General features: G+C 73.9%; 1 protein-coding gene. It reads left to right on the top strand.

Annotated features, from left to right (window positions below; all coding sequences use genetic code 11):
- Window positions 1–15: 15 nt before the first annotated feature.
- The gene (locus G443_RS04365; protein WP_272500007.1) at window positions 16–20625 is read left to right on the top strand and encodes a type I polyketide synthase; all 20610 of its coding nucleotides are present in this window, start codon (window positions 16–18) and stop codon (window positions 20623–20625) included.
- Window positions 20626–20627: the final 2 nt, after the last annotated feature.

The raw sequence follows: 20627 nt of genomic DNA, 5'->3' as shown, positions 1-20627 counted from the left end.
TGGAGCGGCGTTTCCATGGCGGATGAACAGAAACTTCGCGATTACCTGACGCGCGTGGTCGCCGAGCTCCAGCAGACCCGTCAACGGCTGCGGGCCGCGTCGGAGAAGGCGCCGGAGTCCATCGCGATCGTCGCGATGAGCTGCCGCTACCCGGGGGGCGTCACCACCCCGGAGGAACTGTGGCGGCTGCTCTCCGACGGCACCGACGCGGTCTCCGGGTTCCCCGTCGACCGGGGGTGGGACCTCGAGGCGTTGTACGACCCCGAGCCGGGCAAGCCGGGCAAGACGTACGCGGTGGAAGGCGGTTTCCTCTACGACGCGACGGACTTCGACCCCGGCTTCTTCGGGATCTCCCCCCGCGAGGCCGTCGCGATGGATCCCCAGCAGCGGCTGCTGTTGGAGACATCCTGGGAGGCCTTCGAGCGCGCGGGTATCCCGATGGACGCGGTGCGTGGTAGCACGACCGGGGTCTTCGTCGGTGCCTCCACCCAGGGGTACGGCATGCCGGAGGGGGCGTCGGGCTCCGAGGGGCACGTCCTGACCGGCAACGTGACCTCCGTCCTCTCCGGGCGGATCGCCTACACCTTCGACCTGGACGGCCCCGCTGTCACCATCGATACGGCGTGCTCGTCCTCCCTCGTGGCACTGCACCTCGCCGCGCAGGCCCTGCGGGCTGGCGAGTGCGAGATGGCCCTCGCCGGCGGGGTCACCGTCATGGCGGGCCCGGGCGGCATCCTCGAGTTCGCGCGTCAGCGCGGTCTCGCCTCGGACGGCCGCTGCAAGGCCTACGCCGACGGTGCGGACGGCATGGGCATGGGTGAGGGCGCGGGTGTGGTGCTCGTCGAGCGGCTGTCCGACGCCGTGGCCAACGGCCACCCCGTCCTGGCCGTCCTGCGCGGCTCCGCGGTGAACTCCGACGGTGCGTCCAACGGGCTGACCGCGCCGAACGGTCCCTCACAGCAGCGGGTGATCCGCCAGGCCCTGGCCAACGCCCGGCTGAGCGTCGACCAGGTCGACGCCGTGGAGGGGCACGGCACCGGGACCGCGTTGGGTGACCCGATCGAGGCGCAGGCGCTGCTCGCCACCTACGGCAGGAACCGGGAACGCCCGCTGTGGCTGGGTTCGGTGAAGTCCAACATCGGCCACACCCAGGCCGCGGCGGGCATCGCCGGTGTCATGAAGATGGTGCTGGCGTTGCGCCACGGCACCCTGCCGAGAACCCTGCACGCCGAGACGCCCTCGTCCGAGGTGGACTGGACCGCGGGGTCGGTGTCCCTGCTCACCGACCCGGTCCCGTGGCCGGAGACGGGGGAGCCGAGGCGTGCTGGGGTGTCCTCGTTCGGGATCAGCGGCACCAACGCTCACGTGATCCTGGAGTCGGCTCCGCCGGCGGTGGTCGAGGCGGAGACCGCGACCAGGGCGCTGCCGGTCGTGCCCTGGGTGCTCTCGGCGAAGTCGGATGAGGCCCTGACCGCGCAGACCACCCGACTCGCCCAGCTCTGGGAGAGCTCGGATGCCGGGCAGCTCGACATCGGGGCGTCCCTCGCGACGACCCGGGCGGCGCTCAGCCACCGGGCGGTCGTGCTCGACCCGTCGGCGCTGTCCGACCTGTCCGGCCCGTCGGTGGTGCGCGGGGTGGTCGCCCCGGGCAAGTCCGCGGTGTTGTTCACCGGTCAGGGCTCGCAACGCCCCGGAATGGGCCGGGAGCTGGCCGAGGCGTTCCCGGTGTTCGCCGAGGCCTTCGACGCGGTGTGCGCCGAACTCGACCGGCACCTCGACCGACCGATCCGTAACACCGTCTTCCACGACGACGATGGTGCTGGGGTCCTGGATCAGACGGTGTACGCCCAGGCGGGGTTGTTCGCCCTGCAGGTGGCCCTGTTCCGGTTGATCGAGTCCTGGGGGGTGGTCCCGGACTCCCTGCTGGGTCATTCCATCGGGGAGCTGGCCGCGGCGCACGTGGCCGGGGTGTGGGACCTGCCCGATGCCGCTCGGGTGGTGGCGGCACGGGGCCGGTTGATGCAGGCCCTACCCGAGGGTGGGGCGATGGTGGCGGTGGAGGCCACCGAGGACGAGGTCATTCCCCTGTTGGTGGGGGCGGGGGTGTCGCTGGCGGCGGTGAACGGCCCGACGGCGGTGGTGCTCTCCGGTGAGCGCTCGGCGGTGGCCGGGGTGGTGGACCGGTTGGGTGACCGCCGGGTGCGGTGGTTGCGGGTCAGCCATGCCTTCCACTCCGAGTTGATGGACCCGATGCTGGCGGAGTACCGGGCGGTGCTCTCCTCGGTGGTGTTCCGGGAGCCGGTGCTGCCGGTGGTGTCCACGGTGACCGGTGCACTGGCCGGGACTGGGTGGTGTGACCCGGAGTACTGGGTACGGCAGGTCCGGGAGACCGTCCGGTTCGCCGAGGGCATGGCCGCGCTGGACGGGGTGGGGGTGTCCCGGTTCCTGGAGTTGGGTCCGGACGGGGTGCTCTCGGCGATGGGGCAGGACTGCGCCCCCGAGGGTGTGTTCGTTCCGGTGTTGCGCCGGGACCGCCCCGAACCGGAGACGGTGGTGGGGGCGTTGGCGTCGTTGTGGGTGACGGGCATGCCCGTGGACTGGGGTGCCTGTTTCGTGGGGACGGGTGCGGGGCGGGTGGACCTGCCGACCTACCCGTTCCAACGCGAACGCTACTGGCCGGTCGTCACCGCCCCGTCCGGCGAGACCGATGCCCGGCAGCTCACCGAGGAGGACGCGCGGTTCTGGGAGGCCGTCGACCGTTCCGACCTGTCCGGCTTGGCCGACGGCCTGGACCTCGACGGCGACCAGCCGTTGCGTGAGGTGCTGCCGAAACTGTCGTCCTGGCGGCGGGAACACCGCGAACTGTCCGTCGTCGACGGGTGGCGGTACGGCGTGGACTGGCGGCCGTTGAGCGTCAACACCCGATCCGAGCTGGCGGGCACCTGGCTGCTCATCGGCTCGTCGGATCAACTGGATCACCCGGTCGTGGCGGGGTTGGCCCGGCGCGGAGCCCGTTTCGTGCCACTGCTCGTGGGGGAGTCGGGGCTGGACCGGGCCGGGTTCACCCGGGAACTCGGTGCTGTCCTGGCCGAGCACCCCGAACCAGCCGGGATCCTGTCCCTGCTCGGCATGAGCGAGGACTGCCTGCCCGAACTCCCCGAGATCCCCACCGGACTGATCACCACCCTGGCCCTGGCCCAGGCCCTGCACGACATCGACTGGCCCAGCCCCGTGTGGTGCCTGACCACCGGAGCGGTCTCCACCGGCCCGTCCGACCCCCTCCACAGCCCCGTCCAGGCCCAGATCTGGGGCCTGGGCCGGGTCATCGGCCTGGAACAACCCGGCCGGTGGGGCGGCCTGATCGACCTGCCCCCCACCCTCGACGACCGGGCCTTGGACCGGATCAGCACGGTCCTGACCGGCACCGAGGACCAGATCGCCCTGCGTCCCACCGGGGTCCTGGCCCGCCGCCTGGTCCACGCGCCCGCCACCCGGCCCGGTGCGGCACTGGCCCTGCGGGACACCATCCTGATCACCGGGGGCACCGGGGCGTTGGCCACGCACGTGGCCCGGTGGGCCACCAGCGCCGGTGTGGACCGGGTCGTGCTGGCCAGCCGTCGGGGCCCCTCCGCGCCCGGCGCGGTGGAGTTGCGGGAGGAACTGGCCGCCACCGGTGTGGACGTCGAGGTCCTCCGGTGCGACGTGACCGACCGGCAGGCCTTGGCCGAGTTGGTCTCGGAGGTGGACAGCGGGGGCAGTCCGGTGCGGGCGGTGGTCCACACCGCCGGGGTCGGGCAGTTGACCCCGTTGCCCGAGATCACCGGGGAGGAGTTCGTTCACGTCCTGCGGGCCAAGGTGCTGGGCGCGGCGAACCTGGACGCGGTGTTCGCTGGTCGGGAGTTGGACGCGTTCGTGTTGTTCTCCTCGATCGCCAGTATTTGGGGTAGTGGCGGTCAGGGTGCCTACGCGGCGGCGAACGCGTATCTGGATGCGGTGGCGGTGCGGCGTCGGCAGCGGGGGTTGGTGGCCACGGCGGTGGCGTGGGGTCCCTGGGCTGAGGGTGGGATGGCTGAGGGTGCTGCGGGGGAGCACCTGTTGCGGCATGGTCTGCCGGCGATGCCGGCGGAGTTGGCGGTGGTGGGGTTGCGGCAGGCGGTGGTCGAGGGTGACGCGGTGGTGGCGGTGGCGGAGGTGGAGTGGGAGCGGTTCGCTCCGGCGTACGCGGCGTCGCGGGTGTGGCCGTTGATCGGGGAGTTGCCGGTGGCGGTGGCGGCGTTGGAGCGGGTGGGTGGTGGTGAGCCGGATGAGGAGCAGTCGTCGGTGTTGCGGGCTCGTCTGGTGGGGATGGGGGTGGAGGAGCAGCGGCGGTTGTTGGTGGAGTTGGTGCGGTCGGAGGCGGCGGGGGTGTTGGGTCATGCCTCGGTGGAGGGGGTGGAGTCGGGGCAGGCGTTCCGGGAGATGGGTTTCGATTCGTTGACCGCGGTGGAGTTGCGGGGTCGGTTGACGGCGGTCACGGGGTTGTCCCTGCCGGCGACGTTGGTGTTCGACTACCCCACCCCGGAGGTCCTTGCCCAGGGTCTTCGCGACATCGTGTTCGGCGCCGACCCGGTTGACGTCCCCGTCGCCCCGCCGCGTGACGCGGATGACGAGCCCATCGCGATCGTCGCCATGAGCTGTCGCTACCCCGGCGGGGTGTCCTCGCCGGAGGACCTGTGGCGGCTGGTGGCCGACGGGACGGACGCCGTCGGCGAGTTCCCGACCGACCGGGGCTGGGACGTCGAGCGCCTGTACGACGAGGACCCGGACCAGCCCGGCACGACGTACTGCCGGGAAGGCGGCTTCCTCGACGGCGCCACCCGGTTCGACCCCGACTTCTTCGGGATCTCCCCCCGCGAGGCGCTGGCGATGGACCCGCAGCAGCGGATCCTGCTGGAGGCCACCTGGGAGGTGTTCGAACGGGCCGGCATCGACCCCGTGACGGCGGACGGCAGCACCACCGGTGTGTTCGTGGGCACCAACGGTCAGGACTACCCGTCCCTCCTGGCGATGTCGCCGGACGCACTCGAGGGCTACCTCGGCACGGGAAACGCCGCGAGCGTCGTCTCCGGCCGCGTCTCCTACACCTTCGGTCTCCAGGGACCCGCCGTCACCGTCGACACCGCGTGCTCCTCGTCGCTGGTCGCGCTTCACCTCGCCGCGCGTGCCCTGCGGGCGGGGGAGTGTTCGATGGCGCTCGCCGGTGGTGTGACGGTGATGGCCACCCCGTCCACCTTCGTCGACTTCAGCCGGCAGCGCGGACTGGCACCCGACGGCCGGTGCAAGTCCTTCGGGGAAGCCGCCGACGGCACCGGCTGGGCTGAGGGGGTCGGCGTCCTGCTCGTCGAACGGCTCTCCGACGCGCGACGCCTCGGCCACCCGGTCCTCGCCGTGCTGCGCGGCTCGGCGGTGAACTCCGACGGAGCGTCCAACGGGCTGACCGCGCCGAACGGGCCCTCCCAGCAGCGGGTCATCCGCCAGGCACTGGCCGACGCGGGTCTGTCACCCACCCAGGTCGACGCGGTGGAGGCGCACGGCACCGGCACGGTCCTCGGCGATCCCATCGAGGCGCAGGCCGTGCTCGCCAGCTACGGTCAGGACCGGGACGAGGACCGTCCGTTGTGGCTGGGGTCGCTGAAGTCCAACATCGGGCACGCCCAGGCCGCGGCCGGTGTCGGTGGCGTCATCAAGATGGTGATGGCCATGCGGCACGGCATGCTGCCGAGGAGCCTCCACATCGACGCTCCCACCTCGCACGTCGACTGGTCGTCCGGTGCCGTCGCGCTGTTGACCGAGCAAGTCCCGTGGCCGGAGACCGGTGAGCCCCGTCGGGCCGCCGTGTCCGCGTTCGGCGTCAGTGGCACCAACGCGCACGTCATCGTGGAGTCGCCGCCCCGGGAAGCCGAGAAACCCCGAGCGGAGGCGCCAGCGCCTCCCGTCGTGCCCTGGCTGCTGTCGGCGAAGTCCCCGGCTGCCCTCGCCGACCAGGCACGTCGGCTGCTGGCCCACGTCCAGGACCAGGACCAGGAACCGGATCGGGTGGACGTGGCCTACTCCCTGGCGACCAGCCGGGCGGCCCTGCCGCACCGTGCGGTCGTCTTCGACGAGGCGGACCTCGCCGACCTGGACACCTCGCCGGGCGTGGTCCGCGGCGTCGCCTCCGACGGCAGGGTCGCGTTCCTCTTCTCCGGTCAGGGCGCCCAGCGCGCCACGATGGGACGTGGCCTGTTCGAGGCCTACCCGACGTACGCCGACGCCTTCGACGCGGTGTGCGCCGAACTCGACCGGCACCTCGACCGCCCCGTCCGGGACGTGGTGTTCGAGGGCGGGGACCTGATCGACCAGACGGTCCACGCCCAGGCCGGGTTGTTCGCCGTCGAGGTGGCCCTGTTCAGGCTCCTCGAATCGTGGGGTGTGACACCCGACCTCGTGCTCGGGCATTCGATCGGTGAGCTCGCGGCCGCCCACGTGGCCGGGGCGATGTCCCTCACCGACGCGGCCGAGCTGGTCGCGGCCCGGGGTGCCCTCATGCAGGCCCTGCCCGGTGGTGGCGCGATGGTGTCGCTGCGCGCCAGCGAGTCCGAAGTGGCCCCGCTGCTGTCCGATCGGGTCTCCCTGGCGGCCGTCAACGGGCCCGGGACCGTGGTGCTGTCCGGCGACGACGACGCCGTCGCCGACGTGGTGTCGAGGTTCCCCGACCGGAAGTCGACCCGCCTGCGGGTGAGCCACGCGTTCCACTCGGCCCACATGGACGGCATGCTCGACGACTTCCGCGCCGTGGCGGGTCGGCTCACCCTCACCGAGCCGACGATCCCGGTGGTGTCCACCCTCACCGGCGGCGTCGTCACCGACGAGCTGCGGGACCCGGAGCACTGGGTGCGCCAGGTCCGGGAACCGGTGCGGTTCGCCGAGGGCATGGCGACCCTGCGTGACCAGGCGGTGACGACCTTCCTGGAGCTCGGGCCGGACGGCGCCCTCGCGGCACTGGCCGGTGTGGACACCCCCGTGATCCCGTTGCTGCGCCGTGGGAGGGAGGAACCCCGCGCGGTCGTCACCGCACTCGCCGAACTGCACGTGCGCGGCGGCGCCGTGGACTGGGGCACGTTCTTCGCTGGCGTCGACGCCCGGCGGGTGGACCTGCCGACCTACGCCTTCCAACACGAACGGTTCTGGCCGGCCGGGACCGCGATCTGGGCCGGTGACGCCAGCGCGTTCGGACTCCGCTCCGCCGACCACGCGCTGCTCGGCGCCGCCATGACGCTGGCCGACTCCGACGGCCTCGTCCTCACGGGACGGCTGTCCACACGCTCCCACCCGTGGCTGGCCGACCACGTCGTACTCGGATCCGTCCTGCTCCCCGGGACGGCCTTCGTGGAGCTGGCCCTCCACGCCGGACAGCGGGTGGGGTGCGGTCTCCTCGAGGAACTGACCCTGCACGCCCCCCTTGTCCTCGACGAGCACGGCGGCGCCGCGGTCCAGGTGACCGTCGGCGCCCCTGACGGCGCCGGCCGCCGACCGGTCCGGGTGAGCTCCAGCGCCACCGACGACGAGGACCAGTGGCGGCAGCACGCGACCGGGGTGTTGGCACCCCTCGCCGCCCACGTCGCCGAGGGACTCCAGGAGTGGCCACCCGCCGGTGCCGAACCCGTCGACGTGGACGACTTCTACACCGGGCTCGCCGCGGCCGGGTTCGAGTACGGCCCGGCCTTCCGGGGGGTGCGCGCGGCGTGGCGTCGCGGCGACGGAGTCGACGCTCAGGTCTTCGCCGAGGTCGCCCTGCCCGAGGACGTCAGCGTCGAGCGCTTCGGGATCCACCCCGCGCTGCTGGACGCCGCCCTCCACCCGCTGTCCCTCGCGGGTTCCGGGCAGTGGGGCCTCCCGTTCGCGTGGTCGGGTGTGCGGCTGACCGCCGTTGGAGCCACCGCTGCCCGGGTCCGCATCACCCCCGGCGGCTCCGGGGTCTCGGTGACGGTCGCCGACGTCGCGGGTGAGCCGTTGGCCACGGTCGACTCCCTGGCGCTGCGGCCCCCGCAGGGGCAGCCGGAGCCCGCCGGTCCGACCGACGACGCGTTGCTCCGGGTGGCCTGGCCGCCGCTGCCCCTGCCGGACGGGGCCGCCGACAAGCGTGTCGTCGTGCTCGGGGACCCCGCCTGGCTCGCCCCGCTCGGCCTGCCGGCGCACGGCGGGCTCGCCGAGCTGACGACCGTGCCCGACGTCGTCGTGGTCACGGTCGAGGCGGCGGGCACCGACCAGGTGAGCGCCGTCCATGACAGCTCCCGTGCCCTGCTCCGACTGGTGCGGGAATGGTTGACCGACGACCGGTTCGCCGCCGCGCGGCTCGCCGTCGTCACCCGGGGCGGCGCCGGACCCGACGGCGCGTCGGACCTCGCCGGCGCCGCCGCCTGGGGGCTGCTCCGCTCAGCCCAGACGGAGAACCCGGGGCGGCTGGTCCTCGTCGACGTCGACACCCACCCAGCCACGCCCGCCTCGGTGATCGCCGCGCTGTCCACCGGGGAGCCGCAGGTCGCGGTGCGGGAGGGTGAAGCCCTCGTTCCCCGCCTGCGACGGGCGTCGACGACCGGGGCCCTCCGCGCTCCGGCCGCGACGCCGTGGCGCCTGGACACCACTGGGGCCGGCACCATCGACGCCCTGGCGTTGGTGCCGGTGCGGGAGGCCACCGAGCCACCCTCCGGGGGGATGGTGCGCGTCGGCGTCCGCGCTGCCGGTGTGAACTTCCGAGACGTGCTGATCGCGCTGGGCATGTACCCGGGCGACGCCACGATGGGCATCGAGGGCGCCGGCGTGGTCCTCGACGTGGGACCCGACGTCACCGGCCTGGCACCCGGCGACCGGGTGATGGGCCTGCTGACCGGAGGTTTCGGTCCGGTGGCCCTCACCGACCACCGCATGCTCGCCAGGATCCCCGACGGCTGGTCGTTCACCGACGCGGCTGCCACCCCGGTCGCCTTCATGACCGCCTACTACGCCCTCGTCGACCTCGCCGGGGTGCGGGCCGGGGAGCGGGTCCTCGTGCACGCCGCCGCCGGCGGCGTCGGCATGGCCGCCGTCCGACTCGCCCACCACCTCGGGGCGGAGGTGTTCGCCACCGCCAGCCCCGGGAAGTGGCCCGTCGTGCGGGAACTCGGGGTGGACGACGACCACCTGTCCTCCTCGCGCACCGTCGAGTTCGAGCGGAAGTTCCGCGACAACAGCGGCGGCGACGGCGTCGACGTGGTCCTCAACTCCCTGACGGGCGAGTTCCTCGACGCCTCGTTGCGGCTCCTCGCCGACGGCGGCCGGTTCGTCGAGATGGGCAAGACGGACCCGCGTGACCCGGACGGCGTCTCCTACCGCGCGTTCGACCTCGTCGAGGCCGGGCCGGAACGCATCGGCCAGCTGCTGGCGGAGGTGCTGGCGCTGTTCGAACGCGGCGCGCTGCGGCCCCTGCCCGTCAGGACCTGGGACGTCCGGCGCGCACCCGAGGCGTTCCGGTACCTCGCCAAGGCACGGCACGTCGGCAAGGTCGTCCTCACCGTGCCCGCGCCGGAGCCGCACCACGGAACCGTCCTCGTCACCGGCGCCACCGGCGCGCTCGGTGGGCTGGTCGCCCGCCACCTGGTCACCGAGCACCACGTGCCCAGCCTCCTGCTGGCCGGCCGTCGAGGCGCCGACGCCCCCGGCATGGCCGAGTTGGCGGACGAACTGCGCGCCACCGGAGCCCAGGTGACCCTCGCGGCCTGCGACGTCGCCGACCGGGACGCGCTCGCGGAGCTGCTCGCCGGGATCCCGGCCGAGCAGCCCCTGACCGGTGTCGTCCACGCCGCCGGCCTGCTCGACGACGGCGTGGTGACCGCCCTCACCCCGGACCGCCTCGACGCCGTGCTGCGGCCCAAGGTCGACGCCGCCTGGCACCTCCACGAACTCACGGCACACCTCGACCTGTCCCTGTTCGTCCTGTTCTCCTCCGTGGCTGGAGTGTTCGGCGCGCCCGGCCAGGCCAACTACGCCGCGGCCAACGCCGTGCTCGACGGCCTCGCCGAACTGCGCGGAGCACGGGGTCTCGTGGCGACCTCCGCTGCCTGGGGCCCGTGGAGCGCTGGCGGCGGCATGATGGGGGAGCTCGCCGACGGCGACTCCGGTCGGGTCGCCCGGTCCGGAATCGTGCCGCTGACCCGGGACCGCGGCCTCGCGCTCCTCGACGCGGCCGTCCTCGGCCCCCACCCCGCGGTCGTCCCCGTCGGACTGGACGTGCCCGCGCTGCGCGGCCGCGCCTCCTCCGGTGGCCTGCAACCAGTGCTGCACGAACTCGCCAGGGTCGACAGCCGTCGGCGAGCCGAGACCAGCGACGACTCGGCCCTGGCACGCCGGCTCACGGGACTGCCACCCGCCGAACGGGACCGCGCCGTCCTCGACCTGGTGCGCGGGCACGTCGCCGCCGTGCTCGGCCACCCGAGCCCCGAGGCGATCGACGTCACGCGGCCGTTCTCGGAACTGGGTTTCGACTCGCTCACCGCCGTCGAGCTGCGCAACCGGCTCGGCGCCGCCACCGGTGCCCGACTGCCGGCGACGCTGGTGTTCGACCACCCGACGCCGGCGGTGCTGGCCGGGTTCGTCCTCGCGGAACTGCTCGGCGCCGCTCCGGTGACCGACGAGGAGACCCCGGCGCCCGTCCACGTCGACGAGCCGATCGCGATCGTCGGCATGAGCTGCCGCTTCCCCGGCGGTGTCGAGTCCCCGGACGACCTGTGGCGCCTCGTGCTCGCCGGTCGCGACGCGGTCGGCCCGCTCCCCACCGACCGGGGCTGGCGGTTGGACCTCCCCGACGGGCTCGAGATCCCCGCGCTCCAGGGAGGGTTCCTCTCCGGAGCCGGGGACTTCGACGCCGGGTTCTTCGGCATCTCGCCGCGTGAGGCGTTGGCGATGGACCCCCAGCAGCGGTTGCTGCTGGAAGCCACCTGGGAAAGCCTGGAACACGCGGGCATCGGGCCGTCCGGACTGCGGGGAAGCCGCACGGGCGTCTTCGCCGGGACCGCGTACTCCTCGTACGGCTCGGGGATGATGAGCACCGAGCAGATGCGGGGCCACGCGCTCACCGGGACCGCGACCAGCGTCATCTCGGGGAGGATCGCCTACTCCTTCGGGTTCGAGGGCCCGGCGGTGTCGGTGGACACCGCCTGCTCGTCCTCGCTGGTGGCCCTGCACCTGGCGGCGCAGGCCCTGCGGGCGGGGGAGTGCACCCTCGCCCTGGCCGGCGGCGTCACCGTGATGACCAACGCCGGTGTCTACGCCGAGTTCGGAACGCAACAGGGACTCGCCCTCGACGGCCGGTGCAAGGCGTTCTCCGAGGCCGCGGACGGCACGGGCTGGGCCGAGGGCGCCGGGATGCTGGTGCTGGAAAGGCTGTCCGACGCGCGGCGCAACGGGCACCGCGTCCTGGCGGTGGTCCGCGGTTCGGCCGTGAACTCCGATGGTGCGTCCAACGGGTTGACGGCGCCGAACGGTCCGTCGCAGCAGCGGGTGATCCGGCAGGCGTTGGCGAACGCGCGGTTGTCGGCGTCCGAGGTGGACGTGGTGGAGGCGCACGGGACGGGCACCGCGTTGGGTGACCCGATCGAGGCGCAGGCGTTGTTGGCGACCTACGGGCAGGACCGGCCGGTGGACCGGCCGTTGTGGCTGGGGTCGATCAAGTCGAACATCGGCCACACCCAGGCCGCCGCGGGTGTCGCGGGGCTGGTCAAGATGGTCATGGCGCTCCGGCACGGGGTGCTGCCCAGGACCCTGCACGTCGACGAACCGTCGACGCGGGTCGACTGGGATGCCGGGGCGGTGTCGCTGCTCACCGAGCAGCGGACCTGGCCCGAGACCGGACGGCCCCGCCGGGCCGCTGTCTCGTCGTTCGGGATCAGCGGCACCAACGCCCACGTGCTCCTCGAGGCGTGGTCCGAGGACCCCGACCGGAGCGAGGCGGTGGCGCCGGCCCCGGTCGTGCCGTGGGTGCTCTCCGCCCGTTCGGCCGAGGCGCTGACCGCGCAGGCAGCTCGTCTCCTCACCCACGTGGAGGACAGCGGATCCGACCTCGTCGATGTCGGGTACTCCCTCGCCGCGACCAGGTCCGCGCTGCCGCACCGCGCGGTCGTCCTCGACAGGGCTGACCTCGAGGACCTGGCAACCGCGCCGAGGGCGGTCCGAGGAGTGGCCGAGCCCGGCAGGTTGGGCCTGCTGTTCTCCGGGCAGGGCGCCCAGCGCTCCGGGATGGGGCGCGGCCTGTACGAGGTGTACCCGACCTTCGCCGAGGCCTTCGACGCCACCTGCGCGGAGCTGGACAAGCACCTCGACCGCCCGCTCGCGCCGCTCGTGTTCGGCGGCGGACCGCTGCTCGACCAGACCGAGTACACCCAGGCAGGGCTGTTCGCCCTGGAGGTCGCGCTGTACCGGCTCGTCGAGTCGTGGGGCGTGACGGCGGACTTCCTGCTCGGCCACTCGGTCGGTGAGATCGCCGCCGCCCACGTCGCAGGCGTGTTCTCCCTCGCCGACGCCTGCCGCCTCGTCGCCACCCGGGGGCGGCTGATGGCGGTGTTGCCACCAGGTGGGGCGATGGTGTCCCTGGCGGCCACCGAGGACGAGGTCCGTCCCGCCCTGGACGACCGCGTCGCCATCGCCGCGGTCAACGCACCAGGGACCCTGGTGCTCTCCGGTGACGAGGACGCCGTGGACGAGGTGCTCACGCGCTTCGAGGGCCGCCGGAACCGCCGGCTCCGCGTCAGCCACGCCTTCCACTCGCCGCGCATGGACCCGGTGCTGGCCGAACTCCGGACGGTGGTGTCCGAACTGGCCTTCGCGGAGCCCCGCCTGCCGCTGGTGTCGACCGTGACGGGCCACGTCGCCGACACCGAGGTCCGGGACCCCGAGTACTGGGTCCGCCAGGTGCGGGAGACCGTCCGGTTCTCCGACGCCCTGCGAAGCCTCGACGACCTCGGGGTGACCACGTTCCTGGAACTCGGTCCCGACGGGGGGCTCGCGGCCCTCGGGACGGACACCCTGCCGGGCGCGGTGTTCGCGCCCGCCCTGCGCAGGGGCCGGGACGAACCGGAGACCCTCGTCACCGGGCTCGCCACGACCCACGTGCACGGCCGGGACGTGGACTGGGCCGCCTACTTCGCCGGTTCCGGAGCCCGGCGCACCGACCTGCCCACGTACGCCTTCCAACACGAACGCTACTGGCTGAGCGCGGCCGAGCACCCGGCCGGCGCGGTCACCTCGGCCGGCCTGGGCGACGTCGACCACCCGCTCCTCGGCGCGGACGTCGAACTCGCCGGCGCCGGCGAACGGGTGTTCACCGGGGTGCTGGCGGTCTCGGCGCACCCCTGGCTGGCCGACCACTCCGTCCACGGGGTGGCAGCGGTGCCCACGGCCCTGCTGGCGGACCTCCTGTTGCACGTCGGCCACCAGGTGGGCGCACCGAGGCTGGCGGACGTGACCGTGGAGCGACCCCTGGTGGTGCCGGAGTCCGGCTCCGTCCGGTTCCAACTCGCCGTGCGCGCCACCGGGGAGGACGGGGACCGAAGGGCCGAACTGCACTCGTACCGGAACGACGAGTGGGTGCGCCACGCCACCGCGACGCTCACCGGCGAGTCGGACACGCCCGAGGTGGCCCTGGCCGACTGGCCACCGCCCGGTGCGGTCCCCGTCAGCCTCGACGACCACTACGAACGTCTCGCCGACGTGGGCGTGGCCCACGGTCCGCTGTTCCGGGGACTGCGCGCGGCGTGGCGCCCGGCCGGCGACGAGACGACGGTCCTCGTCGAGGTCACCCTCCCCGAGGACACCCCGGTCGAGGGCTTCACCGTGCACCCCGCGTTGCTCGACGCCGCCGCGCAGGGCAGCCGCCTGCTCGGCGGTGACCTCGACGCGCTTCCCCTCGACTGGACCGGGGTCAGCGCCCACGCCGTGGGCGCCCGGGCGCTGCGGGTCCGGATCTCCCGGCGGGACCAGGGATTCTCCTTGTTCGCGGCCGACGACACCGGTCTGCCCGTGGTCACGGTGGACCAGGTCACCTCGGCCACGCCCGTCCCCGAGGAACTGCTCGCGGCCTCCCCCGCCGACGGCACCGGCGCGGCGCTCCACGAGGTCGGCTGGTCACCGCGGTCCGCGACCGACGGCGACGAGGACCTCGTGTGGGCGGTCCTGGGCGATGGCACGCCACTGCCCACGTCGGCCGCCGGACGTCACGCCGACCTGGCCGACCTCGCCGCGCGGGAGACCATCCCCGACGTGGTGGTCACCTCGGTCACCACGCCAGGGGCAGCCGTCGTCGGAGCGACCCACGACGCCGTCTCCGCGCTGCTGGGCACCCTGCGGGAGTGGCTGGCCGACGACCGCCTCCGCGCCGCGCGGCTGGTGGTGCTGACGCGGGGCGCGGTCGCGACGACACCGGAAGCCGACATCACCGACCTGCCCGCCGCCGCGGCGTGGGGCCTCGTCCGGTCGGCCCAGACCGAGAACCCCGGGCGCCTCGTGCTGGTCGACCTGGGTGTCGACGGTGACGCCGAACGGCTACCGGCCGTGCTCGCCTCCGGCGAACCGCAGGTCGCGATCCGGGACGGGCAGCTCCTCGTACCCAGGCTCGTCACCTCCACCGCCGAGTCGGTGGTACCGGAGACCCGGCACGGCACGGTCCTCGTCACCGGCGCCGGCGGCGCTCTCGCCACGCTCGTCGCCCGGCACCTGGCCATGTCAGGGGTGCCCAACCTGCTGCTCGTCAGCCGGCGGGGAACCTCGGCGCCCGGAACGGTGGAACTCCTCGCCGACCTGCGGGAGCTGGGCACCACGGCACAGGTCGTCGCCTGCGACGTCGCGGACCGCGACGCCCTCGCGGGCGCGCTCGAGCGGGTACCGGCCGAGCGGCCCCTCACCGGGGTCGTCCACACCGCCGGTGTGCTGGCCGACGGGATGCTGGCCTCGTTGGACGCCGAGCGGGTGAGCGCCGTGCTGCGCCCCAAGGTCGACGGCGCGTGGAACCTGCACGAGCTGACCCGTGACCTCGACCTGTCCCTGTTCACCGTGTTCTCCTCGGCCTCCGGGGTTCTCGGCGCGCTGGGCCAGGCCAACTACGCCGCGGCGAACGCGTTCCTCGACGGCCTCGCCCAGCACCGCAGGGCCAGCGGGCTCCCCGCCCGGTCCCTCGCCTGGGGGCCCTGGGCCGATGGGGGCATGGCGGGACGGCTCGCCGACGCCGAGGCCACCCGGATGGCCAGGGCCGGCCTGCCCCCGCTGTCCGTGGAGCAGGGCCTGGCCCTGCTCGACGCCGCGGCCACGGTGGACCGGGCCGCGCTGGTCCCGGCGAGGTTGGACCTGCCCGCCCTGCGGGCCCGGGCCGCCGTCGAACCCCTGCCGCCCCTGTTCGGTGAGCTGGTCCCGGTCGCCGCCGGCAGGAGACGCGCCGGAACGGCGAGCGGGTCGTCCCTGACCCGCCGTCTCGCGGCGACGCCGCAGGAGGAACGCGCCACCGTCGTCCTGGACCTGGTGCGCGACCAGGCCGCCGCCGTCCTCGGCCACGGAACCGCGCAGGCGGTCGAGGTCACCAGGGCGTTCGCGGAGATGGGATTCGACTCGCTCACCGCCGTCGAGTTCCGCAACCGCCTCGACGCCGCGACCGGTGCGCGACTGCCGGCGACACTGGTGTTCGACTACCCGACCCCGGTGGCCCTGGCCGAGTTCCTGCTCGCGGAACTGCTCGGCACCACGCCGCGGGCGGCCGACGACACCCCGGTGCCGGCCCGGCCCGACGAACCGATCGCCATCATCGGCATGAGCTGCCGGTTCCCCGGAGGGGTCTCCTCACCGGAGGAGTTCTGGCGGTTGCTCACCGAGGGGACGGACGCCATCGGACCGTTCCCCGGCGACCGGGGATGGGACCTCGGCCGTCTCCACGCGGACGACGGCCCCGGCACCAGCCCGGTCCGGGAAGGCGGCTTCCTCTACGACGCCCCGGAGTTCGACGCCGGGTTCTTCGGCATCTCGCCGCGCGAGGCCCTGGCGATGGACCCCCAGCAGCGGTTGCTGCTGGAAGCCACCTGGGAGAGCCTCGAACACGCCGGGATCGATCCGGCGGGCCTGCGGGGCAGCCGCACCGGTGTCTTCGCCGGCACCAACGGTCAGGACTACGTCGGCCTGGTGCTCGGCTCGTCCGACAGCGGCGAAGGCCACCTCGCGACCGGCAACAACGCCAGCATCATCTCGGGGAGAGTCGCCTACTCCTTCGGGTTCGAGGGCCCGGCGGTGTCGGTGGACACCGCCTGCTCGTCCTCGCTGGTGGCCCTGCACCTGGCGGCGCAGGCCCTGCGGGCGGGGGAGTGCACCCTCGCCCTGGCCGGCGGCGTCACCGTCATGTCCACGCCGGGCGCGTTCCTCGAACTCGGCGCGCAGGGCGCGTTGTCCGCCGACGGCCGGTGCAAGGCGTTCGGTGAGGGCGCCGACGGCGCCGGCTGGTCGGAGGGAGTCGGGATGCTCCTCGTGGAACGCCTCTCCGACGCCCGACGCCACGGCCGCCGGGTGTTGGCGGTGTTGCGGGGTTCCGCCGTGAACCAGGACGGTGCCTCCAACGGGCTCACCGCCCCGAACGGGCCCTCCCAACAACGGGTGATCCGGCACGCCCTCGCCAACGCGGGTCTGGCCACGCGCGACGTCGACGTCGTCGAGGCGCACGGGACCGGCACCGCGCTCGGTGACCCGATCGAGGCGCAGGCGGTGCTCGCCACCTACGGGCAGGACCGGGAGCGGCCGCTGCTGCTGGGTTCGGTGAAGTCCAACATCGGGCACACCCAGGCCGCGGCGGGCGTCGCCGGCGTGATGAAGATGGTGCTCGCCCTCCAGCACGGAGCGCTGCCCAGGACACTGCACGCCGACCCGCGGTCCTCGCGGGTGGACTGGTCGGCCGGCGACGTCGACCTGCTCACCGAGCAGGTCCCGTGGCCGGACACCGCTCGGCCCCGCCGGGCCGCCGTCTCCGCGTTCGGGCTGAGCGGCACCAACGCGCACGCCATCCTCGAACAGGCCCCGGACCTCCCGGAGGCGCCGGTCGCGGGAACCCCGGCCGTCACCGCCACCCACGTGCCGCTCGTGTTCTCCGGCCGGACCCGGGACACCGTCACCGCACAGGCCAGGCGGCTCCGGTCCTACCTGCGCGATCACGAGGACATCCCCCTCGCCGCCCTCGGCCACGCCCTCTCAGCGGGGCGGGCGAGGCTGGACCACCGGGCGGGCGTGGTGGTCGCGAACCGGTCCGAGGCCCTCGCCGCGCTCGACCGGGTGATCGACGGGGGGAAGGCACCCGGCATCGTCCGGGGCCGGACCGTTCCGGCGCCCAGGCCGGTGTTCGTCTTCCCCGGCCAGGGATCGCAGTGGATGGGCATGGCCGCCGATCTGCTGGCCTCGTCCCCGGTGTTCCGCGCGGAGGTCCAGGCCTGCTCGGACGCGTTGGCCGAACACCTCGGCTGGTCGGTGCTGGACGTGCTCTCCTCGGGCGGCACCGACGAGGACGGGGCCGGTGAAGATCGGGTGGACCGGACACAACCCGTGCTGTTCACCGTGATGGTGGCCCTGGCTCGGCTCTGGCGCGCGCACGGGGTGGAACCGGCCGCCGTCATCGGCCATTCCCAGGGGGAGATCGCCGCCGCCTGCGTGAGCGGTGCCCTGTCCCTGGCGGACGCGGCGAAGGTGGTCGCGCTCCGCAGCGCCGCGTTGGTCGCCCTGTCCGGACGCGGCGGGATGATGTCGGTGTGGGAGACCGCCGACGCCGTCCGCGACCGGATCGCGCCGTGGGCGGACCGGCTGTCGGTCGCCGCCGTCAACGGGCCCCGGTTGGTCGTCGTCACTGGCGAACCTGGCGCGCTGGACGAGCTGGCCGAGGCGTGCGCCGCCGACGACGTCCGGACCAGGCGCATCGCCGTCGACTACGCCTCGCACTCCCCGCAGGTGGACGAGATCGAGAGCGAACTGGTGAGCGCCCTGGCCGGGATCAGCCCCGGCCCGGGGCGAGTGCCCTGCTACTCCACGCTCACCGGCCAGCGGCTCGACACCAGCGGCATGGACGCCGGCTACTGGTACCGCAACCTGCGGTCCTCCGTCGAGTTCCAGGCCGCGGTGCGGTCAGCGCTCGACGACGGGCACGGGGTGTTCGTCGAGGTCAGCCCGCACCCGGTGTTGACCGTCGGCCTGGGTGAGGTGTTCGCCGACGCCGAGGTCGACGCGGTCGCCGTCGGCACCCTGCGCCGGGGTGAGGGTGGTCAACACCGGTTCCTCACCTCCCTCGTCGAGGCGTACGCGCACGGTGTCGACCTCGACTGGTCGTCGGTGTTCGGTGGGCAGGACGCCCGGGTCGCGTGGGCACTGGACGTGCCGACCTACGCGTTCCAACGCGCCCGGTACTGGCCCACCCCCACCGCCACCCCGACCGATGGGGAGGCCGCGCTCGACTCGCCGTTCTGGACGGCCGTCGAGAACGCGGACCTCAGCGGCCTCGCGAGCACCCTCGAGCTCGCCGACGAGTCCGCCCAGGCCTCGCTCGGCGCGGTGCTGCCCGCGCTGACCGCCTGGCACCGGGCGCGCGGTGAGCGGTCCACCCTGGACTCCTGGCGGTACCGGCCCGACTGGCAGCCGATCTCGCCGGCCTCCGACGGACGGTTGACCGGGACGTGGCTCCTCGTCGTCCCCGGCGCCAGGGCGAACGACGAACTCGTCGACCTCACCGGCCGGGCACTGCGCGACCACGGTGCCCTGGTGGAGGAGGTGTCCGTCGGTGCCACCGACCTCGACCGGGCCCACCTCGCGCGACGGCTGCGCGCCCTCGACGAACCGCCCGAGGGGATCGTGTCGCTCCTCGCGCTCGACGAGGAACCGCTGCCGGACGCCCCGGAGGCCCCCTTCGGAGTGGCCGCCACGCTGGTACTGCTCCAGGCGCTCGGTGAGGCCGGGCTGACCGCCCGCGCGTGGTCCCTCACCCAGGGGGCCGTGTCGACGGGCGCCTCGGAACCCGCTCCCCGCCCGGCGCAGGCCGCCGTGTGGGGTCTGGGCCGGGTGGCCGCCCTGGAGAACCCCGACCGCTGGGGCGGTCTCGTGGACCTCCCGCCGGCCCCGGACGAGCGGGCGGGAACCCGGTTGGCGGCGCTGCTCGCCGAATCGGCCGGGGAGGACCAGCTGGCCGTCCGACCGGTCGGTGTGCTCGCGCGCAGGTTGCGCCGGGCACCGGGCGGCGGCGCGGCGGGCTGGGAACCGACCGGGAAGGTCCTCGTCACCGGGGGCACCGGCGCGATCGGGGGCCGGGTGGCCCGGTGGCTGGCCGAGCACGGCGCCACGCACCTGGTGCTGCTCAGCCGGCGGGGCGAATCCGCGCCGGGCGCAGCCGAACTGCGCGACGCCCTCGTCGCCACGGGGGCACGGGTCACCTTCCTCGCCACCGACGTCGGCGACCTGGACGCCCTGACTGCGGCGGTACGCGGCGCGGACGACGGGGAACCGGTGCGGGCCGTGGTGCACGCCGCCGGAACCCTGGACAACGGGCTGCTCGACACGCTCGGCACCGAACGGTTCTCGGCCGCCCTGCGCGCCAAACTGCTGGGCGCCCGGAACCTGCACGAGGCGTGCGACGGACTCGACCTCGACGCCTTCGTGCTGTTCTCGGCGTTCGCCGGTGTCGTGGGCGGAACCGGCCAGGGGCCCTACGCGGCGGCCAACGCGTACCTCGACGCGCTCGCCGAGCGACGACGGACCGCTGGTCTGCCCGCGACGTCGGTCGCCTGGGGCACCTGGGCCGAGGACGGTGCCGAGGAGGATCCGCAGGTGGCGTGGCTCCGTCGGCGCGGCCTGCCCGCCCTGCCCGCCTCGACAGCGCTCACCGCCCTGTCCAGGGCAGTCGCCCAGGCCGAGCCGCCGCTGCTGGTCGCCGACGTCGACTGGCGGCTGTTCGCCCCGGCGTTCACCGCCGCCCGGCCCAGCAAGCTGATCGCCGAGCTCCCCGAGGTCGCCGCGGTGGACGCGGGCCGGGGCGACACCGGCGGCGACCCGGACCAGGCCGAGGCGTTGACCAGCAGGCTGTCCGGGCTGTCCGACGTCGACGCCGAGCGGGTCCTGCTCGACGTGGTCCGCACCGAGGCCGCCGGCGTCCTGGGTTACACCGGTGTGGACGAGGTCGAACCCCAACGGCCCTTCCGCGATGTCGGGTTCGAGTCGCTCACCGCGGTGGAGCTGCGCGACCAACTGACCGCGAGGACCGGGGTCCGGCTCCCCGCCACGCTGGTGTTCGACCACCCGACACCAGTGGCACTCGCCGGTTTCCTCCGCACCCAGCTCGTCGGCGGAGCGGAGGAGGCACCGGCGTCGGTCTTCGACGAGTTGGACCGGTTGGAGGCCAGCCTCGCCGCGTTCACCGACGACCGGACGGCCCGTGGCCGGGTGACGGCGCGACTGCGCGGGCTGCTGGCCGCCTGGGACGAGGCGGACGGCGAGGAGAAGCAGACGGTGGCGGGACGGCTCGGTTCTGCGACGGCAGACGAAGTCCTGGCGTTTATCGACAACGAACTCGGAGCGTCCTGATC

Source organism: Actinoalloteichus caeruleus DSM 43889 (assembly GCF_000429185.2).
Lineage (GTDB): Bacteria > Actinomycetota > Actinomycetes > Mycobacteriales > Pseudonocardiaceae > Actinoalloteichus_B > Actinoalloteichus_B caeruleus.
Note: the sequence above shows the minus strand (reverse complement) of the source record. Positions and strands in the feature narration are given on the sequence as shown.

Bases quoted from the DNA above. Each gene is read 5' to 3' on its own strand.
- G443_RS04365 (WP_272500007.1), top strand. From the start codon at position 16: ATGGCGGATGAACAGAAACTTCGCGATTACCTGACGCGCGTGGTCGCC.